At 44.4% G+C, this 18,324-nt stretch carries 15 protein-coding genes and 1 tRNA gene; 8 read left to right on the forward strand and 8 right to left on the reverse strand.

Features of this window, described 5'->3' with window-relative positions; all coding sequences use genetic code 11:
* Positions 1 to 79 precede the first annotated feature (79 nt).
* From mnmA to B5D48_RS06035, 5 genes are read right to left on the reverse strand one after another with little or no spacing between them, the layout of a single operon-like run.
* The gene (mnmA, locus tag B5D48_RS06015) at positions 80 to 1,243 is read right to left on the reverse strand and encodes a tRNA 2-thiouridine(34) synthase MnmA (RefSeq protein WP_023937592.1); all 1,164 of its coding nucleotides are present in this window, start codon (positions 1,241 to 1,243) and stop codon (positions 80 to 82) included.
* 6 nt (positions 1,244 to 1,249) lie between these two features.
* A complete protein-coding gene (gene argS, locus B5D48_RS06020; protein ID WP_234985406.1) occupies positions 1,250 to 3,046 on the reverse strand; it encodes an arginine--tRNA ligase in 1,797 nt (598 codons plus the stop codon).
* Between the two features lie 14 nt (positions 3,047 to 3,060).
* Positions 3,061 to 3,618 (reverse strand): RsmD family RNA methyltransferase, encoded by a 558-nt coding sequence (locus tag B5D48_RS06025; RefSeq protein ID WP_036888690.1) that lies wholly within the window; start codon positions 3,616 to 3,618, stop codon positions 3,061 to 3,063.
* A gap of 3 nt (positions 3,619 to 3,621) precedes the next feature.
* Positions 3,622 to 4,419 (reverse strand): DUF3822 family protein, encoded by a 798-nt coding sequence (locus tag B5D48_RS06030; RefSeq protein WP_023937589.1) that lies wholly within the window; start codon positions 4,417 to 4,419, stop codon positions 3,622 to 3,624.
* Positions 4,419 to 5,057: a hypothetical protein gene (locus tag B5D48_RS06035; protein ID WP_023937588.1), complete on the reverse strand. Its 639-nt coding sequence runs from the start codon at positions 5,055 to 5,057 to the stop codon at positions 4,419 to 4,421. The genes B5D48_RS06030 and B5D48_RS06035 overlap by 1 nt, the downstream gene beginning before the upstream one ends.
* A gap of 94 nt (positions 5,058 to 5,151) precedes the next feature.
* On the opposite strand from B5D48_RS06035, the gene B5D48_RS06040 reads away from it, so the two are divergent.
* Complete coding sequence (locus B5D48_RS06040; RefSeq protein WP_023937587.1) at positions 5,152 to 6,567, forward strand: ATP-dependent DNA helicase; 1,416 nt, start codon at positions 5,152 to 5,154, stop codon at positions 6,565 to 6,567.
* A 152-nt stretch (positions 6,568 to 6,719) separates the two neighbouring features.
* Positions 6,720 to 6,792: transfer RNA gene (locus B5D48_RS06045), tRNA-Lys, on the forward strand.
* A gap of 357 nt (positions 6,793 to 7,149) precedes the next feature.
* Here B5D48_RS06045 and ribD read toward each other — a convergent pair.
* Positions 7,150 to 8,178 carry a bifunctional diaminohydroxyphosphoribosylaminopyrimidine deaminase/5-amino-6-(5-phosphoribosylamino)uracil reductase RibD gene (ribD, locus tag B5D48_RS06050; RefSeq protein WP_023937581.1) on the reverse strand — a complete coding sequence of 343 codons (1,029 nt, stop codon included), beginning with the start codon at positions 8,176 to 8,178 and terminating at the stop codon, positions 7,150 to 7,152.
* Positions 8,179 to 8,198: 20 nt separating this feature from the next.
* Here ribD and prmC point away from each other — a divergent pair, with 20 nt between their 5' ends.
* The 4 genes from prmC to B5D48_RS06070 all read left to right on the forward strand — a co-directional run bounded on the left by prmC (position 8,199) and on the right by B5D48_RS06070 (position 11,500).
* Positions 8,199 to 9,074, forward strand: coding sequence for a peptide chain release factor N(5)-glutamine methyltransferase (gene prmC / locus B5D48_RS06055; protein ID WP_023937579.1), 876 nt, complete (start codon positions 8,199 to 8,201; stop codon positions 9,072 to 9,074).
* 22 nt (positions 9,075 to 9,096) lie between these two features.
* Entirely contained in the window at positions 9,097 to 9,609 is a 513-nt protein-coding gene (locus B5D48_RS06060) for a regulatory protein RecX (RefSeq protein ID WP_023937577.1), read from the forward strand.
* Positions 9,578 to 10,306, forward strand: a complete 729-nt coding sequence (locus tag B5D48_RS06065; protein WP_036888683.1) for a ComF family protein — start codon at positions 9,578 to 9,580, stop codon at positions 10,304 to 10,306. Before B5D48_RS06060 ends, B5D48_RS06065 begins: the two co-directional genes overlap by 32 nt.
* A 147-nt stretch (positions 10,307 to 10,453) precedes the next feature.
* On the forward strand, positions 10,454 to 11,500 hold the full coding sequence (locus B5D48_RS06070; protein WP_234985405.1) for a cation diffusion facilitator family transporter: 1,047 nt from the start codon (positions 10,454 to 10,456) through the stop codon (positions 11,498 to 11,500).
* A 166-nt stretch (positions 11,501 to 11,666) separates the two neighbouring features.
* Here the strand turns inward: B5D48_RS06070 and B5D48_RS06075 are convergent, their stop codons facing one another.
* Positions 11,667 to 13,469 (reverse strand): leucine-rich repeat domain-containing protein, encoded by a 1,803-nt coding sequence (locus B5D48_RS06075; RefSeq protein ID WP_023937569.1) that lies wholly within the window; start codon positions 13,467 to 13,469, stop codon positions 11,667 to 11,669.
* Between the two features lie 404 nt (positions 13,470 to 13,873).
* On the opposite strand from B5D48_RS06075, the gene B5D48_RS06080 reads away from it, so the two are divergent.
* Entirely contained in the window at positions 13,874 to 14,959 is a 1,086-nt protein-coding gene (locus B5D48_RS06080; protein WP_023937567.1) for a glycosyltransferase family 2 protein, read from the forward strand.
* A 138-nt stretch (positions 14,960 to 15,097) separates the two neighbouring features.
* On the opposite strand, the gene B5D48_RS06085 is transcribed toward B5D48_RS06080, so the two are convergent.
* Positions 15,098 to 15,613 carry a glycoside hydrolase family 108 protein gene (locus B5D48_RS06085; protein ID WP_023937566.1) on the reverse strand — a complete coding sequence of 172 codons (516 nt, stop codon included), beginning with the start codon at positions 15,611 to 15,613 and terminating at the stop codon, positions 15,098 to 15,100.
* A 1,094-nt stretch (positions 15,614 to 16,707) separates the two neighbouring features.
* Between B5D48_RS06085 and B5D48_RS06100 the strand changes: the two genes are divergently transcribed.
* Positions 16,708 to 18,312, forward strand: coding sequence for a CTP synthase (locus B5D48_RS06100; protein ID WP_042120295.1), 1,605 nt, complete (start codon positions 16,708 to 16,710; stop codon positions 18,310 to 18,312).
* The last annotated feature ends 12 nt before the right edge of the window (positions 18,313 to 18,324 follow it).

The raw sequence follows: 18,324 nt of genomic DNA on the forward strand, positions 1-18,324 counted from the left end.
TTTCATAGCTTTCCGGCCAAGGGTTACTCGATTTGAGGGTAATTCTTGGCTTTTTTTGCAGGTCTACTTCCTATATCCCCTACCTGCCAGCCGTAATCATACCACTACCAAGACAGAGTCTGTGGTCCAAGTCATACACCACTCCGTATTGCCCGGGAGCTATGCCTTGCACAGGTTCATCGCTTTTAATGCGAAAGCCATGATCTCCCAAAGGGGATAGAGTCCCCCCGATAAACTCCGGTGTATGACGAATCTTAAAACTGATACACACTGGTGCCAACGAAGAAAAAATACCCTGTCTAAGTTGCTGTATAGAAAAATCCGGCCAGAGGTTTGCAGATCCGCTGATAAAATCGAACTGAGCCATATCAATCTCTCGCCCATACTGATCTGCTGGATCATATCCTCGACTCACCAAAATGATATTGCGCTTGGTATCCTTTTTTACGACAAACCAAGGGCCTCCACTCAGTCCCAACCCTTTACGCTGACCTATAGTATGAAACCAATAACCTCGGTGTGTGCCTATTGTCTTACCTGTCTCCCGATCAATAATACGCCCAGGTTTCTCTCCCAGATAGCGACGAATGAAATCATTGTAATTCACCTTCCCTAAAAAACAGATCCCTTGACTATCCCTTCGCTTGGCCGATGGAATGCGAGCTGCCTCAGCTATATCTCGTACTTCTGACTTCATCAAGTGGCCAATGGGAAAAAGTAGTTTGGAGACTTGGGCAAAGTTGATCTGAGCCAAAAAATCTGTTTGATCTTTAATGGGATCCTTAGCCGTGGAGAGATAGCAGCAATCATCTATATAGGTCGTGGTAGCATAGTGTCCGGTGGCAATATAATCAAAATGATGCCCCCATTTTTCCTCGAAACAACCAAATTTGATCAGTTTGTTGCACATGACGTCGGGGTTGGGGGTCAACCCTCTTTTGACTGTATCTATCGTATAGGAAACGACTTTCTCCCAGTACTCCTGATGCAGAGAAACAACATCCATAGGCAATCCATACTTGCGAGCAAGCAGAGTAGTTAGCTCAATATCCTCCTCCGCAGGACAATCGACAAAGCCATCTTCGTCCTGCATACCAATACGGATATAGAAGATATGGGGCTTGAAACCAGCCTCTACCAGTCGATGAACTACCACTGAGCTATCAACCCCTCCGCTGACCAAAGCGGCTACAGAGGGTACACGACCTTGGTGCCGTGCGAGTATTTCCTGCAAATCAGTCATAACTTCCTACATACGTTCTGGCATCTCAATACCAAGCAATCCCATTGCCTGCTTGAGGATAGAGGCAAATGAGCGACTTAACTCCAAGCGTAGGAAACGCAATTGAGGGTTTTCCTCCTTGAGTACCGGAGAGTCGTGATAGAACTGATTGTATTCTTTCACCAAATCGTAGCAATAATTCGCAATGAGAGCAGGGCTATAGTTCTTGGCTGCCTCAGACAAGACTTCTGGATATTCACTAAGCATTTGTATCAAACTCTCTTCCTTAGGCGAAAGAATAAGATCTGCAGGAAGGGGACCTTCTACAGCCAAGCCCTGTTCTTTGGCTTTGACTGTGAGTGAGCGGACACGTGCGTACGCATATTGGATAAACGAGGCTGTATTGCCGTTAAAGTCGATGCTTTCTTTAGGGTTAAAAGTCATATTCTTACGTGGGTCAACCTTGAGAATAAAATATTTCAAGGCCCCCAAACCAACACGACGTGCTACCTCGGCGGCTTCTTTGGGTTCCATCTCAGCCCCTTTGCCCATCTCTTGTGCAATAGAGGCTGCAGCTGCAACCATTTCATCCATAAGATCGTCAGCATCCACCACAGTACCCTCACGACTCTTCATCTTCCCTTCTGGAAGTTCTACCATACCATAGCTAAAATGCACTAGCCCCTTGCCAAAAGCAAAGCCCAATTTGTCCAAAAGGATACTCAAGACCTTGAAGTGATAGTCTTGTTCATTGCCCACCACATATATCATCTTGTCGATAGGGTAATCCGCAAAACGCATCTTGGCTGTACCTATATCCTGAGTCATGTAGACGGAGGTTCCATCTGCTCGCAACAAGATCTTTCGATCGAGGCCATCACATGTGAGATCTGCCCAAACGGATCCATCAGGATCTTTCACAAAAAGATTCTCGGCCAAACCTCTCAATACTTCTTCTTTTCCTCGCAAGTAGGTATCACTCTCGTAATAAATCTTGTCGAAATCGACCCCTAATCTTTTATAAGTTTCATTGAAGCCCGTATACACCCAGTTGTTCATTTTCTCCCAAAGAGCTCTCACCTCGGTATTGCCAGCTTCCCACAAGCGCAACATTTGACGAGCCTCCTGCATCAGAGGGGATTCTACTTCGGCCTGTTCTTTGGTCAAACCTTGCTCCATCAATGTGGCAACCTCGGCCTTGTAATGCTTATCGAACAGCACATAGAAATCACCGACCAAATGATCCCCTTTGATACCGGAAGACTGCGGAGTACAACCCTCACCCCACTTCTGCCAAGCCAACATCGACTTACAAATATGTATGCCTCTATCATTCACTATATTGGTCTTAACAACGCGATAACCGGCTGCCTCAAGGATCCGAGATAAGCTATACCCAAGCAAGTTATTCCTTACATGACCCAGATGCAATGGTTTGTTTGTGTTGGGAGATGAGTATTCGATCATTACAAGAGGAGATTGGTCTGTAACCCACTTATGACCGTATCTCTCCGAAGCTAAAATATCGGATAGGAGAGCTAACCAAAGTCGAGATGCAATAGTCAGATTTAGAAAGCCTTTCACCACCTCACAGGCAACAACTACATCCGAAGCATTCTTCAAAAGGTAACTGCCAATTTCTTCGGCTGTCAGCTGAGGATTCTTACGAGAAATCTTGAGAAGAGGGAAAGCAACCAAAGTGAGGTGACCAGTAAACTCTCGTCTTGTTTTTTGAAGCTGCAATAAATCAGCAGCCGGACGTACACCATAGAGAGCTTCTACGGCATCACTTATCTTGGAAATGAGAATATCATTGATCTTTATCATGGTTCGAATATTTAATCTGAAATAACTGAAGGAGAGAAGAAAGAAAAGTTGACTGATCCGTATTTACGATGAGCCGTAAACTGAGGCATTTCTCGAAAAGAATAGTTGCCAGGATGTTCTAAAACCAGCACCCCATCCGGCTTCAAGAGACCGGCCTCAAATATCTTGATCGGGATAGAAGGTAATTGCTCCAAAGCATAAGGAGGATCAGCAAATATCAAGTCGAAAACCTCTGAAAAGGATCGCTTAGAGATGTATCGCAAAGCATCACCCACAACCAATTTGAGTTGGTCCCGACAATTTAGTTTTTCGGCTACAGAAGCTATAAATCGGGCATGCTCTTTCCGTTCTTCAATCGCAACCACCCGATCTGCCCCACGAGAAATGAGTTCAAAAGCAATACTTCCCGTTCCGCTAAAAAGATCCAAAGCTGTTATACCCTCAAAATCAACGGTATTAGATAACACATTGAACAAATTCTCTTTGGCAAAATCAGTAGTCGGCCTAGCTTTAAATGTATTTGGCACATCAAACCGGCGATGTTTGTATAAACCCGAGATAATACGCATAAGTCAGCCCAAGTTAATCTTGCTGATAAACTTCTCCAATAATTGCTCCAAGCGGCAGGCTGTCGCCTGTAAAGCTTGCTCATCCGGATGAATGAACAATCGGTCCTCACTTTGACTGCAATTATAATTACGCCACAGCAACATCACATAATAAAGCAACTCTTCGGCCGATTCTGTCAAGCTCAAAGAGAGAGGGAATGAATTGGCAAAGATCAACTCTCCCTCTTCAAATAGAAGGCAGTCCAGAGCTGTCGGGCGCAAAATCATACTCAATAATTTTCGCCCATATTTGCGTGCCAAAAGTCCCTGTTCAGAGATAAAAGGAGAAAGAAAAGCCTCGGGCTCCACAACAAGCATGGAGCGACGAAGAAACTGCAATAGGGATTTATCGGCAGCAGAAACCAGCAATTTCTGCTTATCAGGGAGTTCACTGGTATACACTTCCCAATCCTCAGCCCTACCTACCGAATATTCATCAGCAATGGGCCGTAGCCACAGAGCAGCACTACCCTCCTGATAGAGGTCGGCCGGCACAAGGGTATAAACCAATGGCTCATACAAAACCCGAACTGAATGATAAGGATAGCTCAAGAAAGGATAACGAAAATACAGGTCCTCCACTGCCGATTTATAGCTTGGGAATCCTGACTGCAGAGAGTATTCATCGGAATAGACCTGCTCTCCGGTATCCCTGCTATATAACACAAAAGCGAGTCCACCCACTCTTAAGCGGATGGACACACTATATTGCTCTGCCGTCTCGGCTCTGAGCAGAGATGGGAAACGAGCAAGTAGGGACATTATTCCCAGTTACCCGTATTCTTGACTTCTTCGAGAGAACCTATAACCAATCCGGGAAAGCCTTTCACTCGCTCTTCCGAAGCGCGAATCTTCTGCTGGAGGATTACATGATCCATATCTCCCAAGTAATCTACAAACTTCACATAAGCTCTATATACAGGAACAGCGATTGTATCATTCCCTACTTCTTGATTGATACTACCGGTCTCAATAGTAATTTTCTTGTCCGAAGAACCCGGTACATCAAGCAAATTGTCAGGAGTAATGCCACTACCTACGAGCAACGTATCTATCACAGGTACCCAGACTGTATCACGGCGCAGCAGACCCTGCCGTGCAGCCTCACGCTCACTCAGACCTTTGTCTCGCATATCATCGGTGTACTCACCTTCGGCGTTGATATAGTAGATACGGCCTTCTTGGAAGAACCAACGCAAATGTGCAGCATCGGCATACTTTCCAAATATACCCTCATAAGCCTGTTGCAAAGTGGCAATACCCTTCAATTGCTTTTGGATAAGTACTTCACGCTCTTTCTGCTTCTTGTCAAATTGCACCGGGGTAAGGATGCTCATTACAGTGAGGTAAATCATTACCAAGGCTGCGATACCTACTAATACTTTGATCAGCTTGTTCATTGGTTATCTTTGATTGATTATTTCTGTCTATGGCTGGGGTAGCCCTATTCTTGAGATAAGACTAACTTAGCAACTGCAAATATATGATTTTAGTATGATAGCGCATTCTCTGTCCGAACAAATCGTTGGAAATATGCCTTTCACTCCCACGGTGTCGCAACTCTCCGCTATAGATATCTTTACTCACTTTCTTGCCGACCCATCTCCTTACTCGGTTTTCGTGCTTTCCGGCTATGCTGGTACGGGTAAGACAAGTTTGGTCTCCAGCATTGTACAGACCCTCTCTATATCCGGTATTGCTATTTGCTTAATGGCACCCACCGGTCGTGCGGCCAAGATCTTGAGCACAAGAGCAAAACGCGATGCTTATACGATTCATAGGATCATATACAAATCTTCTGCTGCCATGCTTGAGGAAGGAGGATCTTTCTCTCTAGTTAAAGAAGGGCGTTCCGGTAGCCTCTATGTGGTAGATGAAGCTTCCATGATAGGACAAGAAGGAAGTAACTCGGGGCTTTTTGGAAGTGGAGACTTATTGACTGATCTGCTGGCATACGTAATCGGAACTGATACAGCCAAACTGATTCTGGTGGGAGACACAGCACAGTTGCCTCCCGTTGGCTCCAATATATCACCGGCTCTTGACACAAACCTTCTGACAGATCGATACGGATTACACATCTACAGTGCCTCTCTCACCGATGTAATTCGGCAAAAGCAAGAGTCCGGGATCTTAGCCAATGCCACGTTACTGAGGGATCTACTAGATAATGGAGAACAAATACTGCTGCACAACTGCTATGCAGACACTCACTTCATCGGAGGAGCTGAGCTAATAGAGTCGATCGATTCGGCCTATCGGCGATACGGACGAGAAGACGTACTCGTTGTTTGTTATTCCAACAAACGAGCTTTAGCCTACAATCTGGGTATTCGTGCTCAGGTACTGGATCTTGAAGAAGAACTTGTGAGAGGAGATAGATTGGTTGTCGTGCGGAATAATTATGCATACGCTCAAAACCGAGACAAGACTGATTTTTTAGCGAATGGAGAAATCGTAGAAATCCGACGACTGGGGAAATATCACGAACTGTACGAAAAAAGATTTGTAGAAGCAGATATCTATCTGGAGGATAGAGACAGTGAACTGACTGTAATGCTACTACTCGATACCCTTGCTACCGAAAGTGCACATATGACACAGGGAGAGCGAGAAGCGTTCTACCAAAACGTCTTGGCCGACTATCAAGAAGAAGCCTCTGTGGTCAAATGCCGAGAGTTGGTACGCAAAAATCCTTACTGGCAAGCTCTTGAGGTGAAATATGCCTATGCACTCACCTGTCACAAAGCCCAAGGAGGACAATGGCCATGTATCTTTATTGATATGGGACTCGTAAGCTTAATGGAGAGAGACAACAGCCTGTTGCGCTGGCTATATACGGCATTGACAAGAGCTACACAAGAAGTTTTTTTCGTGAACACGCCGGAGTCTATGATTTCTCATTCTTAAAACACAATACTTCTCCGAATCCCGTTTTTTCACTTGATACTGGAATGTGCAAAGTGCAAGATTTGCATATTCAAAATATTCACTTACCTTTGCACCGCTTGTGAGAGCAATATCGACCTGGGAAGGCACGTTATCTCACACGGCTTTTGGTTGAATCGCTAGCTCAGTAGGTAGAGCACATCCCTTTTAAGGATGGGGTCCTGGGTTCGAACCCCAGGCGGTTCACAGACAGAGTGAAGGGGCTTGTCGCCCCTTTTTTTGTTACTCAAATCCTCTCCCGACGCTATTACACAATCATTCCTCTCTTCTCTGCTCTCCTTTCTCTTTGGAGACTCGTCCAAATGAATCTATTTTGTGATGAGACAACAATCACTAATCACATCCTGAAACCTCTGCACAAGCTACAAAGAGACTGTTTCGGCAAACTTTGAGTCAAACCTGCAGAACCCCGTAATGACAAACATAGACAATGAACGGCAAAAGAAGTATGCCTTCGGGCATGCAACCAGACCCGAAGGCCAATTAACGACACAACAAGTACTGCTTTGTGCAATGATCTCTTTCTGAGAGAAGCGCACTACACTAAGGCAAATTCGGAGCTTTGATCCCTTCTTGACCGAGGTATTCCCTCCCTTTTTCTCTCTCAATTCGATCAAATAACCTTTCCTTAATAAATAGGTCAAGAACTTGGCGTCCTCCTTCTACCAAAAGGCTGTGAATGCCTCGCTCACATAACTGTCTCAAAATATCAGCCAGAGGTAAGTTTGAGTCTCCATACAGGATCAAGTCTACTCTATCTTTTTCAAGGGAAAGCAAATCCTGCTGATCTGCCTGAGCAGAGCAAATAGCTATGAGAGGCTTATGAGATGAAGTTGCCAGGCGAGACTGCTCCCTTAAAAAGCAGTCTATGGGGATACGAGCCGACCGAGACAATACGATAGCTTGTGGAGAAGGCCCCCACCAAAGACGGTTATTCAGTTTAGGATTATCCATCCTCAATGTATTCCCTCCTACCAAAATAGCATCATGCTGTGACCGCAACTTATGCACCATCCGTTGCCTCCACGGGCTACTGATTTGCAAGGCGGGTTCATCAGGTTGATAGCGCAACCGATCTATGTACCCATCAGCTGTCTCGGCCCACTTGAGAGTGATGTAAGGGCGCTGCTTGCATACAGCTGTTAGAAAAGCCCGATTGAGGCTCTCTGCTTCTTTTTGCATCAAACCAATCTCTACCTCGATCCCTGCCCGACGCAACTTTTCTATTCCTCGTCCGGAGACCTTTGGGAAAGGATCTTGCATGGCAATAATCACCCTCGGAATTCCCTGCTCAATAATCAAATCGGCACAAGGTGGAGTTTTTCCATAGTGCGAACATGGCTCCAGAGTAACATATAAAGTACTATGTGTCAAATCTTTTCCGGAAGCAGCACGAATTGCCAAAATCTCAGCATGCGGTTCTCCGGCTCGGTGATGGTACCCTTCACCTAATATCCGACCATCTCTCTCATCCACTACCACAGCTCCCACCATCGGATTGGGAGCAGTACAACCCTCAGCTAACCGAGCCAAATCCAGTGCTCGACGCATAAACTGCTGTTTTGTACTCATATTGCTACTTTTGTCTTTCGATGAATATTCGCACAGCTACTGATCTTTGTTACAATCGCCTTAGCATATTGTACGAGTCGGCCGAACTGACCGGACTTGTTCGCTTGTTATTGAGCGAAATATTAGGCTTGAGCTACACCGAAATGTTGCTCACCGACAAAGATAGAGTTTTGACCCTTGCCGAACATGAGCACCTGGTGACAGCTCTCCAACGCTTGGAAACCCATGAACCAATACAGTATGTTTTGGGTAAAGCCTATTTCCATGACTACGACTTCGAGGTAGCACCCGGAGTGCTCATCCCCCGGCCAGAGACGGAGTTACTCTGCGATGAAATTATTCGCAAAGAACACCGACAAACCGGGCTACGCATTCTGGATATCGGCTGTGGTAGCGGTTGCATTGCTATAACCTTAGCCAACAAGCTCCACAAAGCCGAAGTTTGGGGCTTAGAAATGTCTTCAGAAGCACTTATCATTGGTCAACGAAATGCAGGTCGGTTGGTGGCGAACCAAAATATCCATCTACTTCAGGGAGACATCACCCAATCCCAACCCTCTCGGCAGCTTCTCGGTCTACAGTTCGACCTGATTGTGAGCAATCCTCCTTATATCCGTCCTGAAGAGTCTCAACATATGCGCCCCAATGTACTTCAATACGAACCACATCAAGCCCTATTTGCCCCCCCAAAAGATCCTTTGTACTTCTATCGCCATATAGCTCGGTTTTCTCAAAAACATTTGACAGCTCGAGGGAGAATATACTTGGAGGTAAACGAAGCTCTGGCACAAGAGGTAGCCCAACTAATGCAAGACGAGCTAAAACTTACAGCAGAAGTTCAGAGAGACTGGCGAGAAAAAGAGCGATTTGTATATGTAAACTGCATCAATTCTTAGTTAGCTCCGGTTCTCAACCACAATGAATCTCTACGAATCAACTCTAAAAAAACTGGCAAACTACTGCAGCAAAGCCGAACATTGCAGCTCCGAAATAAATCGCAAGCTTATGGCTACAACCTTGTCCCTCGAGGAGCAGCAAAGAATATTGAGCAAATTGAAAGATGAGGGATTTGTGGATGATCAGCGATATGCAGAATGCTTTTGCCGTGAAAAATACCGCTTCAACAACTGGGGACCAATTAAAATCGCACAAGCTCTCAGAGCAAAACAAATAAACAGTAGCATAATTGCCCAAGTTATAGCCGAGTTAGAAAGAGAGAGGACAAAGCAAAAAGCCAACGGAGAAAATAAATTGGTCAAGCTGCTGTATAAAAAACTCCAGTCCATACCGACCTCTCTCCCCACAGAAAAGCGATACGTGCGACTAATGCGTTGGGCGTTGAGCAAAGGATTCACATATGAAGAAACTGAGCAAATAGTAAGGAGAATAACCAAGACGAATGAAAGTGTTTTGGATGAATACCCGGAGTAAAATCAACACGACTTTCCACTGGCTGAAGAGTGCTGGGCATGCCTTTTCCGAACTGTTCTACCCCTCTGTCTGTGCTGTCTGTGGGCGCAAGCTCAGTTCTTCTGAGAGAGAAATATGTCCTCCTTGCTTTCTGGCACTTCCTCTGTGGTATACCTCTGAGGATTATCGCACAATTCGCATAGAGGGAAATGGCTACATAGTCTCTTTCCATGCGTTATTTTCATTCAGCCAAGGCAATACAACCAGACAACTCATTCATTCGCTCAAATACAAAAAGCGTAGAAGGATCGGGCTTGAAATGGGACGAATTGCAGCCAGAAGATTTGGCTGGTCCAAGGAAAATATAGACCTCATCATCCCCGTTCCAATCAGTCCGGAACATAGAGCTATCCGAGGATACAACCAGTCGATGTCTATTGCATCGGGGATCAGCCAAGAGAGCGGCATACCAGCTACGGATCTGCTCATAAAGAGAAAAAGACATGGCCATAGCCAGACTTCTCGCTCCGCAGAGGAGCGTCAAGCAGCTATTTCAGATGCGTTCTATTGTGTCGAACCCGATCAATTACATTCAAAACGTGTTTTACTTGTAGACGATGTGCTTACAACAGGAGCTACTCTAAGTGAAGTTGCAGGTATATTGAGCAAAGCCGGCTGCTCTTATATTGAAGCTTTCACCATAGCCGTATCCCTGTAGGCCCTTAACCTTTTGTAGGTATTTTAGGGTCCCACAATGACATTCTTTACCTCAAAGTCCCTACCTTTGAGGTAGAGGCTTCGTAGTGTAGGGATTTTCTTTCCTCATTCTCCACACCGAAGCCAGCCAGTGATAGCTAAAATAAATATGAATCCTATGATAGATCATCACGAACACCATGAGCATTCTTGCTGCTCCGAGGGACACGAACAAAAGCATGAACATCACGAACACTCTTGCTGCTCTGCGGAGCACACCCATGAGCATTGTGAAAGCAAACACCACCACTCCCATCATCATGGGCATCACCATGGGCATCACCACCATGGAGAGGGTAACCTCTTGTTAGCCTTTGTTCTCAATCTTCTCTTTGCCATCATCGAACTAATAGGAGGCCTATGGACTAATTCTGTGGCCATCCTATCGGATGCCCTACATGATTTTGGGGATAGTATCTCCCTCGGTGTTGCCTGGAGACTGCAGCGTTTGTCTGAGAAAAAGCGGACGGCCTACTTTACTTACGGGTACAAACGCTTTTCTCTGTTGGGAGCTCTATTGATATCGGTTATTCTGCTTGTCGGGTCTTTCTTCGTTCTACATGCAGCAATAGAAAGGATTATCACCCCTACAGATCATGTTAATGAAACCGGGATGCTAATCCTGGCTATCCTCGGGTTAGTTATCAATGGCATTGCAGCTATTCGTTTGAGTAAAGGAGAAAGCTTGAATGAGAGAGCCGTAATGCTTCATATGCTGGAGGATGTATTGGGTTGGGCTGCCGTATTGGTGGTGAGTATCGTAATGCATTTCGTCTATCTGCCCATTCTGGACCCTCTACTCTCCATTGCCATTACGATATGGATATTATACAATGTCTATCGTAATCTGCGTTCTACACTCAGGGTACTGCTACAGGGCTCTCCGGAGGAGGTGGATATGAAAGCTCTGGAAAGCGAACTTACCGGCATCGATGGAGTTAGCTCTGTACACGACCTCCATGCTTGGACATTGGATGGTGAAAGGCATGTACTCACAGTCCATCTGGTATGTTCCAGCCAAGTCTCAACGTCGCATGTAGAGAGAGAATCAAAGCTCAAGGAGTCCGTCCGAGCATGTTGCAAACATTATGGAATAGATCATGCAACGATAGAGATAGACTACCCGGGCCACTCTTGTGGTTTGGAGAATTGCTAAATTCGAGTCAAACAAAAAGCTCAGAAAAAAAGAATTCTTGAACGAGGCTTCAGAAGAAAAGGGTGTGCCGAAGATGATTTCGGCACACCCTCTCTTCTTTGCGGATATTCCAAACAAAACTATTGCACACAATACAGCTCTTGCTGCAATGTTGAGCAATGCTCATCTACCTGATTTGGTGCTTAAGGCAGTTGATATTCTTCACTCCGTCAATACTGATCAAGTATTGACCCGGATTGCTTAGATACACAAAAGCATTGTCAGCACTCACTCTCTGCTTTGCCACACAAAGGCCGTTTATATCACAGACATACACCATATAGGATTTGCCTTCCAATCCACTAATCACAAATCCATCTGCTCGCTCAAATAGTGTAATAGAGACATTCTCCAGAGAGGAGATCGCCGTTTCTTTACATCCGCTGCCGTCACCTGCCACAGTCAGAACCCAGCCCTTATCTGTAGCGATAGAAGTTTTGCTCCCAGAAGCCGCATCCACAGCATTTTCCATCTGAGGATTCCCCGCATTGGTCTCATTTACTTCTCGGAGTGAGCGGTAGAGCTTATCGAGAGCACAGGCATCAAGCTGTGTAGCATTGATAGAGAGATAGGAAAGGTTCTTGGCTGCCTCCACGTTCAACTCCTTAATCGGGTTATTGGATAAATTCACGTTGAGCAGGGCAGGCAGTTTACTCAAATCAATAAGCTCTATAGCATTATTGTCCGCATTGAGAGCTGTTAGTTCTTCATGTTTACCAAAATCCAACTTTTTAATACCATTATTTGAGCAAGAGAGTGTTGCCAGGCCTTCAAGAGTCTTTATCTCCAAAACACTCAGTTTGCAGCCACTGCAATCCACCGAATAGAGAGTGGTCGGAAGATCTAGCTTGGTAAGTTCTTCATTCTGTGAGCAGTCGAGTTCCAATAGCTTTGGACAACCTTTCAGATCAAGTTCACTTAGCAAATTGACGAAACAAGTCAAATAGAGTAATTCGGAGTTATTCTTCAAACTGAGCCGAGAAATCTGATTATTGTTGCACTTGAGACTTTCCAACTTGCGATTGTTATCCGTATTCAATTCTCTAAGAGCACACCCTTCAGCCTCCAAGGATACAAGTTCCGGAGCGTTGGATATATCCAATTGGCTAAGCATAAAATTGTTGTCTACGGATAGAGCACGAAGCTTTGTACTATGAGTAAGATCAATCTGTTGCAGCCCTGCCATAGGGATCATGAGTGTATCGAGTTGGCTTTCTATGGGGAGTTTGAGTTCACTAATAGACTTCATACCCAGCCCCAGATGCAGGAAACGTAATTGACTCATCTTACTTAAGTCAAATTTGGATAGCTGAGTCTGTACTGCAATCAATCGTTCCAACTTATTGGCAGACTCTACGTTCATCTCTACCAAATGTCCATTGGACATGCAATTGAGATGGGTGAGTTCTGATCGCAAAGGCAGTTTAATTGATTTCAGTTTGTTGGATGGCACTATTAGACTGTCTATTTTGCTGTTCGCAGAGAGATCGATTGTACTAAGATTAGTATTCTCGATAATGACCAAACGCAACTCGGGATTTTGAGAGAAATCCACCTCTCCGATGCTTGTACGTCTCGTGATATACTCACGCAACGAAGGCATCTTATCTACACGTATGGCCATGACAGGTGCATTAGAGCACTCGATAATGGCCACCTTACCATAGATCTTCAACAGCTTTCCCTTGCTTTTACCCTTCAATAACGTACCACTCTTTTTCAGATCTAACACTTCCTGTTCGCTACCCCACTCGACAGTCATTTTTCCATCCTCAACGCCAAAAAGGCGAATGCCATAGTCAAAAGGCTTGTCGGATAGAAATTCCACTTCCAAAAAGGGATTCTCACCATCTCCTCCATCCTGTGCCCATATCGAAAAAGACAAGAAAAAGGCACAGATAAGTAGCAAATACCGATTGTTAATGTTCATAATGATTTTTATTTTTGGTGAATTATAAAAATATGCTACCACTTTTTTTGCTCAAAAGTTCATACTGTCAAGTTCTTAGTTGCTGAATTTAAGCAAATATTGTGATATACCCTTTCCTGTCGGCTCTCTCGCTTAGTAGGTATAGTACATATCCCCAAGAGATCGAAAAATCTTCCGAACAGAGCCCGCTACAAGGGACAACTGCTTTGCAGATTTATCGAAATATCAGCTTAGACCAGGCAAAATAGGTGTAGGGCAAGGCTTGAAGAAAGAGACCGATGTGAGTTTATTGAGCATAAACGGCTAAAGTTGGCAACATTTCCCTAATCATCGACCAAAAGCCATTGCATAGTCTCTACTGCATATACCTTATCTTTGCGAAGACCTCATTCGAGAACCTACATATGTTGCTATCCATTGTCATCGTAAACTACCGTGTGCCCCTGATGTTGGAGCAATGTCTGCATAGTGTAGACAAGGCTTTGACTAGATTAAATGCCGAAACAGAAGTTTTTGTAGTAGACAACGCCTCGGGAGATGGTTCACTGAACTTGAGTCGCAAAAATTTTCCCCACTTTCACTATCAAGAAAACAGTGAAAATCTGGGCTTTGCAAAGGCCAACAATCAAGCCATGAGATCGGCGCAAGGAAAATACATCCTGCTGCTCAACCCAGATACTGTGATAGGAGAGACTACTCTAATCGAAGTGATAGAAGCCATGGAGAAAGATCCTCGAATAGGAGGATTGGGAGTGAGAATGATAAATGCGCATGGGGATTTTTTACCCGAAAGCAAACGTGGATTTCCAACACCTTCGGCCTCTTTCTTCAAATTGAGCAAGCTCTACAAGATCAATCCAAGCTCAAAGAAAATGGGGCGTTACTATATGGGATGGTTACCCGACACTCAGGCTGCAGAAATTGAGGTTTTGGCAGGAGCCTTCATGTTAATGCGCAAAGAGGTCTTGGACAAAGTAGGGCTTTTGGACGAACGCTTCTTCATGTATGGCGAAGACATAGACCTCTCTCATCGTATCCGTTTGGGAGGATACAAATGCTACTACCTACCTGTGCCCATCCTCCACTATAAAGGAGAGAGTGCATCTGTCACAGATCTAAAGTATCTACAATCCTTTTACGGAGCGATGCAGCTTTTTTTCGACAAATACTACAGCCATATGAGCAGAGTCTCCCGTGGCTTTGTCTCACTGGCTATTTTTTTGCACACCTCTTTAGCCAAGATCATACGAATGTGTCGTCTCGCTGTGGGAAAGGGGGAAGAAAAAAAGAAGCCTCTTTGTGCCTATACAAGTTTTGACAGGAATAACATCGAGACATATTGTAGTAAATCGAACTTGGATCTACTGGTTGATACTACAGAAATCAGCTACGATGAACTTCTGGGGTATATGAAAAAATTGTCAGGTAGAGGACACACCTTCCACTTACAAAGAGGACGAGGTTCTTCCATCATATCTCCTTCTCGTTAGCAACTATTCCAGAGATATGATAGAAACACCTCACAACCACCTTTGTATTCCCAAGCTGTAGCCTCTTCAGAGAGACAAAGGAATGATCACGAAGAGACAACAAAGTGCCCATTCCCCCTCTCCCAATATGACACAAACTCAGAGTCCATTAATCCTGTTGAGCCATCCTTTTCGGAAAACCATCAAACGAGGATTACGAGCGATTATCCTATCAACAAACCGGACTCTCTCCAAAAGTAATTGATTGGCCAATTCTCTCTTATCCTCATCAATTAGCTTATTGAGTCTGGCAATGGTGACCGGGCCGACCTTCCCGTCAGGCGTTACCCCAATCAAACGCTGAGGAATTTTAATCCCATACAAACCACTGGCCCAGACCCAATCGACCAGGATATTTGCGATACGCTGGTCTTTGATTTGATCAGCACGCCAACGATCCCAGTAAAGAGTTTTGAAAATATCATCCCAAGTACTTTCATCCATCTTTTTCAGCTGCTCGACCGTGGGTTTCGGATATTTTTTCAGTCTACAGTAATACTCGTAAGTCGCAAGTGTCACTCCCATATTCGTATGCCCCCCGGGATCATTAGGATGATTCACATAGCCTCCTTCCCACTTAAGAATAAAAGGCTTCAGTTCTTTGTAATCTGCCATTTTCTTATTCCTTCCAAATAAAGTTCATAATTTTCTCCTCCCTCAATTTTTTGAATAACAGACACATCGTTATCCTCCCAAAAGGGTTCGGAGTAAGATTGCTTGTAGGCGAATATAGTTAATTCAACTCAAACATCCATCTAAATTCGTTTTACTATGTAAAACAAATAAGAAAGAAAACAACTGTGGAGTGTACACAAAAAAAGAGAGAAATCCTTCGGAAGAAACTACAAGCAAGAGCATTGCATAATTTGGAGAAGAAAATAATAGTGCAATAGATCGTAAACACAGTAATTAGGATCAGCAAGATCAAAAGGGTTATTCTGTATGCTTCGACATTTATCGAACCATAGAAAATGAGAGTCTCCACCAATACTCCCAAGACAATCCTCTCTTAATAGGCAACGCCAAAATGTATATTTACATTTATCTATATGTTTTTATATTTTGTTTTTGAAGTATTTTTTGTACGCAGATCAAGAGCTGTTTGGGATGTATTTTCTCTCTTTTTTGATCCTGATAGGAGACATTTTTTGCTAACACGGGAGAGAGCAAAATTCTCTCCTGTGAGAGCAAACTTTTTCTCCCGTGTTAGCAAAATTTCTCACAGGAGAGAATTTTGACCCTCTCAGAATGCCCTATTCATCGGCATTCTGGGAGGTCACCATAAAGCCCACAAAAGAGGGTTACGTCCACTTATTTTTGGAGACTCTTTTTCGTCTATTTTTCCGGTTTTTCCATGGGTATAAAATTTACAAAACACATCAGATTTGACAGAGAGAAACAAGGACTTTCAAGATTCTTATAAGCAGAATCCTTACTATCTTGTCTCCAATATTTGAGTTTGATTATCTGCTTTGATATACCTCTATCATATACACTTTCTACTCTGTAAAGCCTCCCAAAGACTTCTTTCATATCCCCTTTCTGAAACCTCCTACAACGGTCTCTCCATTATAGGGAGTATAGGTGTCGATCCGAGAGGAAATTCCTCTAAAAATCGGTGGATATTCATTACCTTTGCACCCAATCAGTGGATGTACAGTTCTCCTTTTGAATTTTCATCCAAACAGATAATCGAAAGAATAAAAGCCGTGGCAGAAACAAAGCACATATTCGTAACAGGTGGCGTCGTCTCGTCGCTTGGCAAAGGGATCATAGCTGCATCTTTGGGTAAACTGTTGCAATCCAGAGGATTTAAGGTGACTATCCAAAAATTCGATCCATACATCAATATCGATCCAGGAACCCTCAACCCTTACGAACACGGAGAGTGCTATGTAACTTGCGATGGGCATGAGGCGGATCTTGACTTGGGACACTATGAGAGATTTCTCAATGTCTCCATGACCCGCGCCAACAACATCACCACCGGTAGAATATATCAGAACGTTATCCGCAAGGAACGCAAAGGAGATTATTTGGGCAAAACAGTGCAAGTAGTGCCACATATTACGGATGAGATTAAACGCAACGTAAAACTTCTGGCACAAAAGCAACAAGTAGACTTTGTGATCACCGAGATCGGAGGCACAGTGGGGGACATCGAATCACTCCCCTTCTTGGAGAGTATGCGTCAGCTTAAATGGGAATTGGGCACAAATTGTCTTTGTGTACACTTGACCTATGTCCCTTTTATAGCTGCAGCAGGGGAAGTGAAGACCAAACCGACTCAGCACTCTGTAAAACAGCTGCAAGAGGTCGGTATCCAACCCGATATTCTGGTTTTACGAACAGAGCATGTGCTGGGGGAGGAAGTCCTGAAAAAAGTAGCTCTCTTCTGTAATGTATCGGAGGACTCCGTTGTTCAAAGTGTGGATGTTCCGACAATCTACGAAGTCCCCTTGATGCTGCAAAGACAGAAAATGGATGAGACCGTATTACGTAAAATGAAACTCAATGGAGGGACAACGTCGGACTTGAAACGCTGGAAAGACTTCTTGTCTTTGAGAAATGCGGCTACCGAGGTTGTCAATATTGCATTGGTTGGCAAGTATGTGGAATTGCAGGATGCCTATAAATCTATCGATGAAAGTCTTTTGCAGGCTGCCATATACAACAATCGCAAACTCAATTTGGTCTCTATACACAGCGAAAAAATCAACGATGATAATGCAGCTGAGTTGCTGCATGGCATGGATGGCGTACTCATTGCCCCGGGCTTCGGAGGAAGGGGCATCGAAGGGAAACTCTCCGCTCTCAAGTATACTCGCACCAACAAGATCCCAACTCTGGGGATTTGTCTGGGTATGCAATGTATGGTGATTGAGTTTGCCCACAATGTATTAGGCCTTACCGAAGCTCACAGCTCCGAGATGTCTCCCAACTGCAAGGACAAGGTAATTGACTTGATGGAGGAACAAAAGACGATTTCGGACTTAGGAGGCTCCATGAGACTGGGAGCTTATGACTGTGTCTTGCGTAAGGGATCCAAGATCGCTCAAGCTTATGGCAAGGATTTCATCAGTGAGCGTCATCGTCACCGTTTCGAGTTCAACAGCAAATACCGCAACCTCTTTGAGGAAAATGGAATGCCCTGTGTGGGGGAAAATCCGGAGACCAGTCTCGTAGAGGCAGTAGAGTTGGAAGATCATCCCTTTTATATAGGTGTGCAATTCCATCCGGAATACAATAGCACGGTGGTTAATCCCAATCCATTATTCCTGAGCTTCATAAAGGCAGCTATCAAAAGCAAATAAAAAACAAACAAC

The organism is Porphyromonas crevioricanis (assembly GCF_900167225.1).
GTDB classification, from domain to species: Bacteria; Bacteroidota; Bacteroidia; order Bacteroidales; family Porphyromonadaceae; genus Porphyromonas; species Porphyromonas crevioricanis.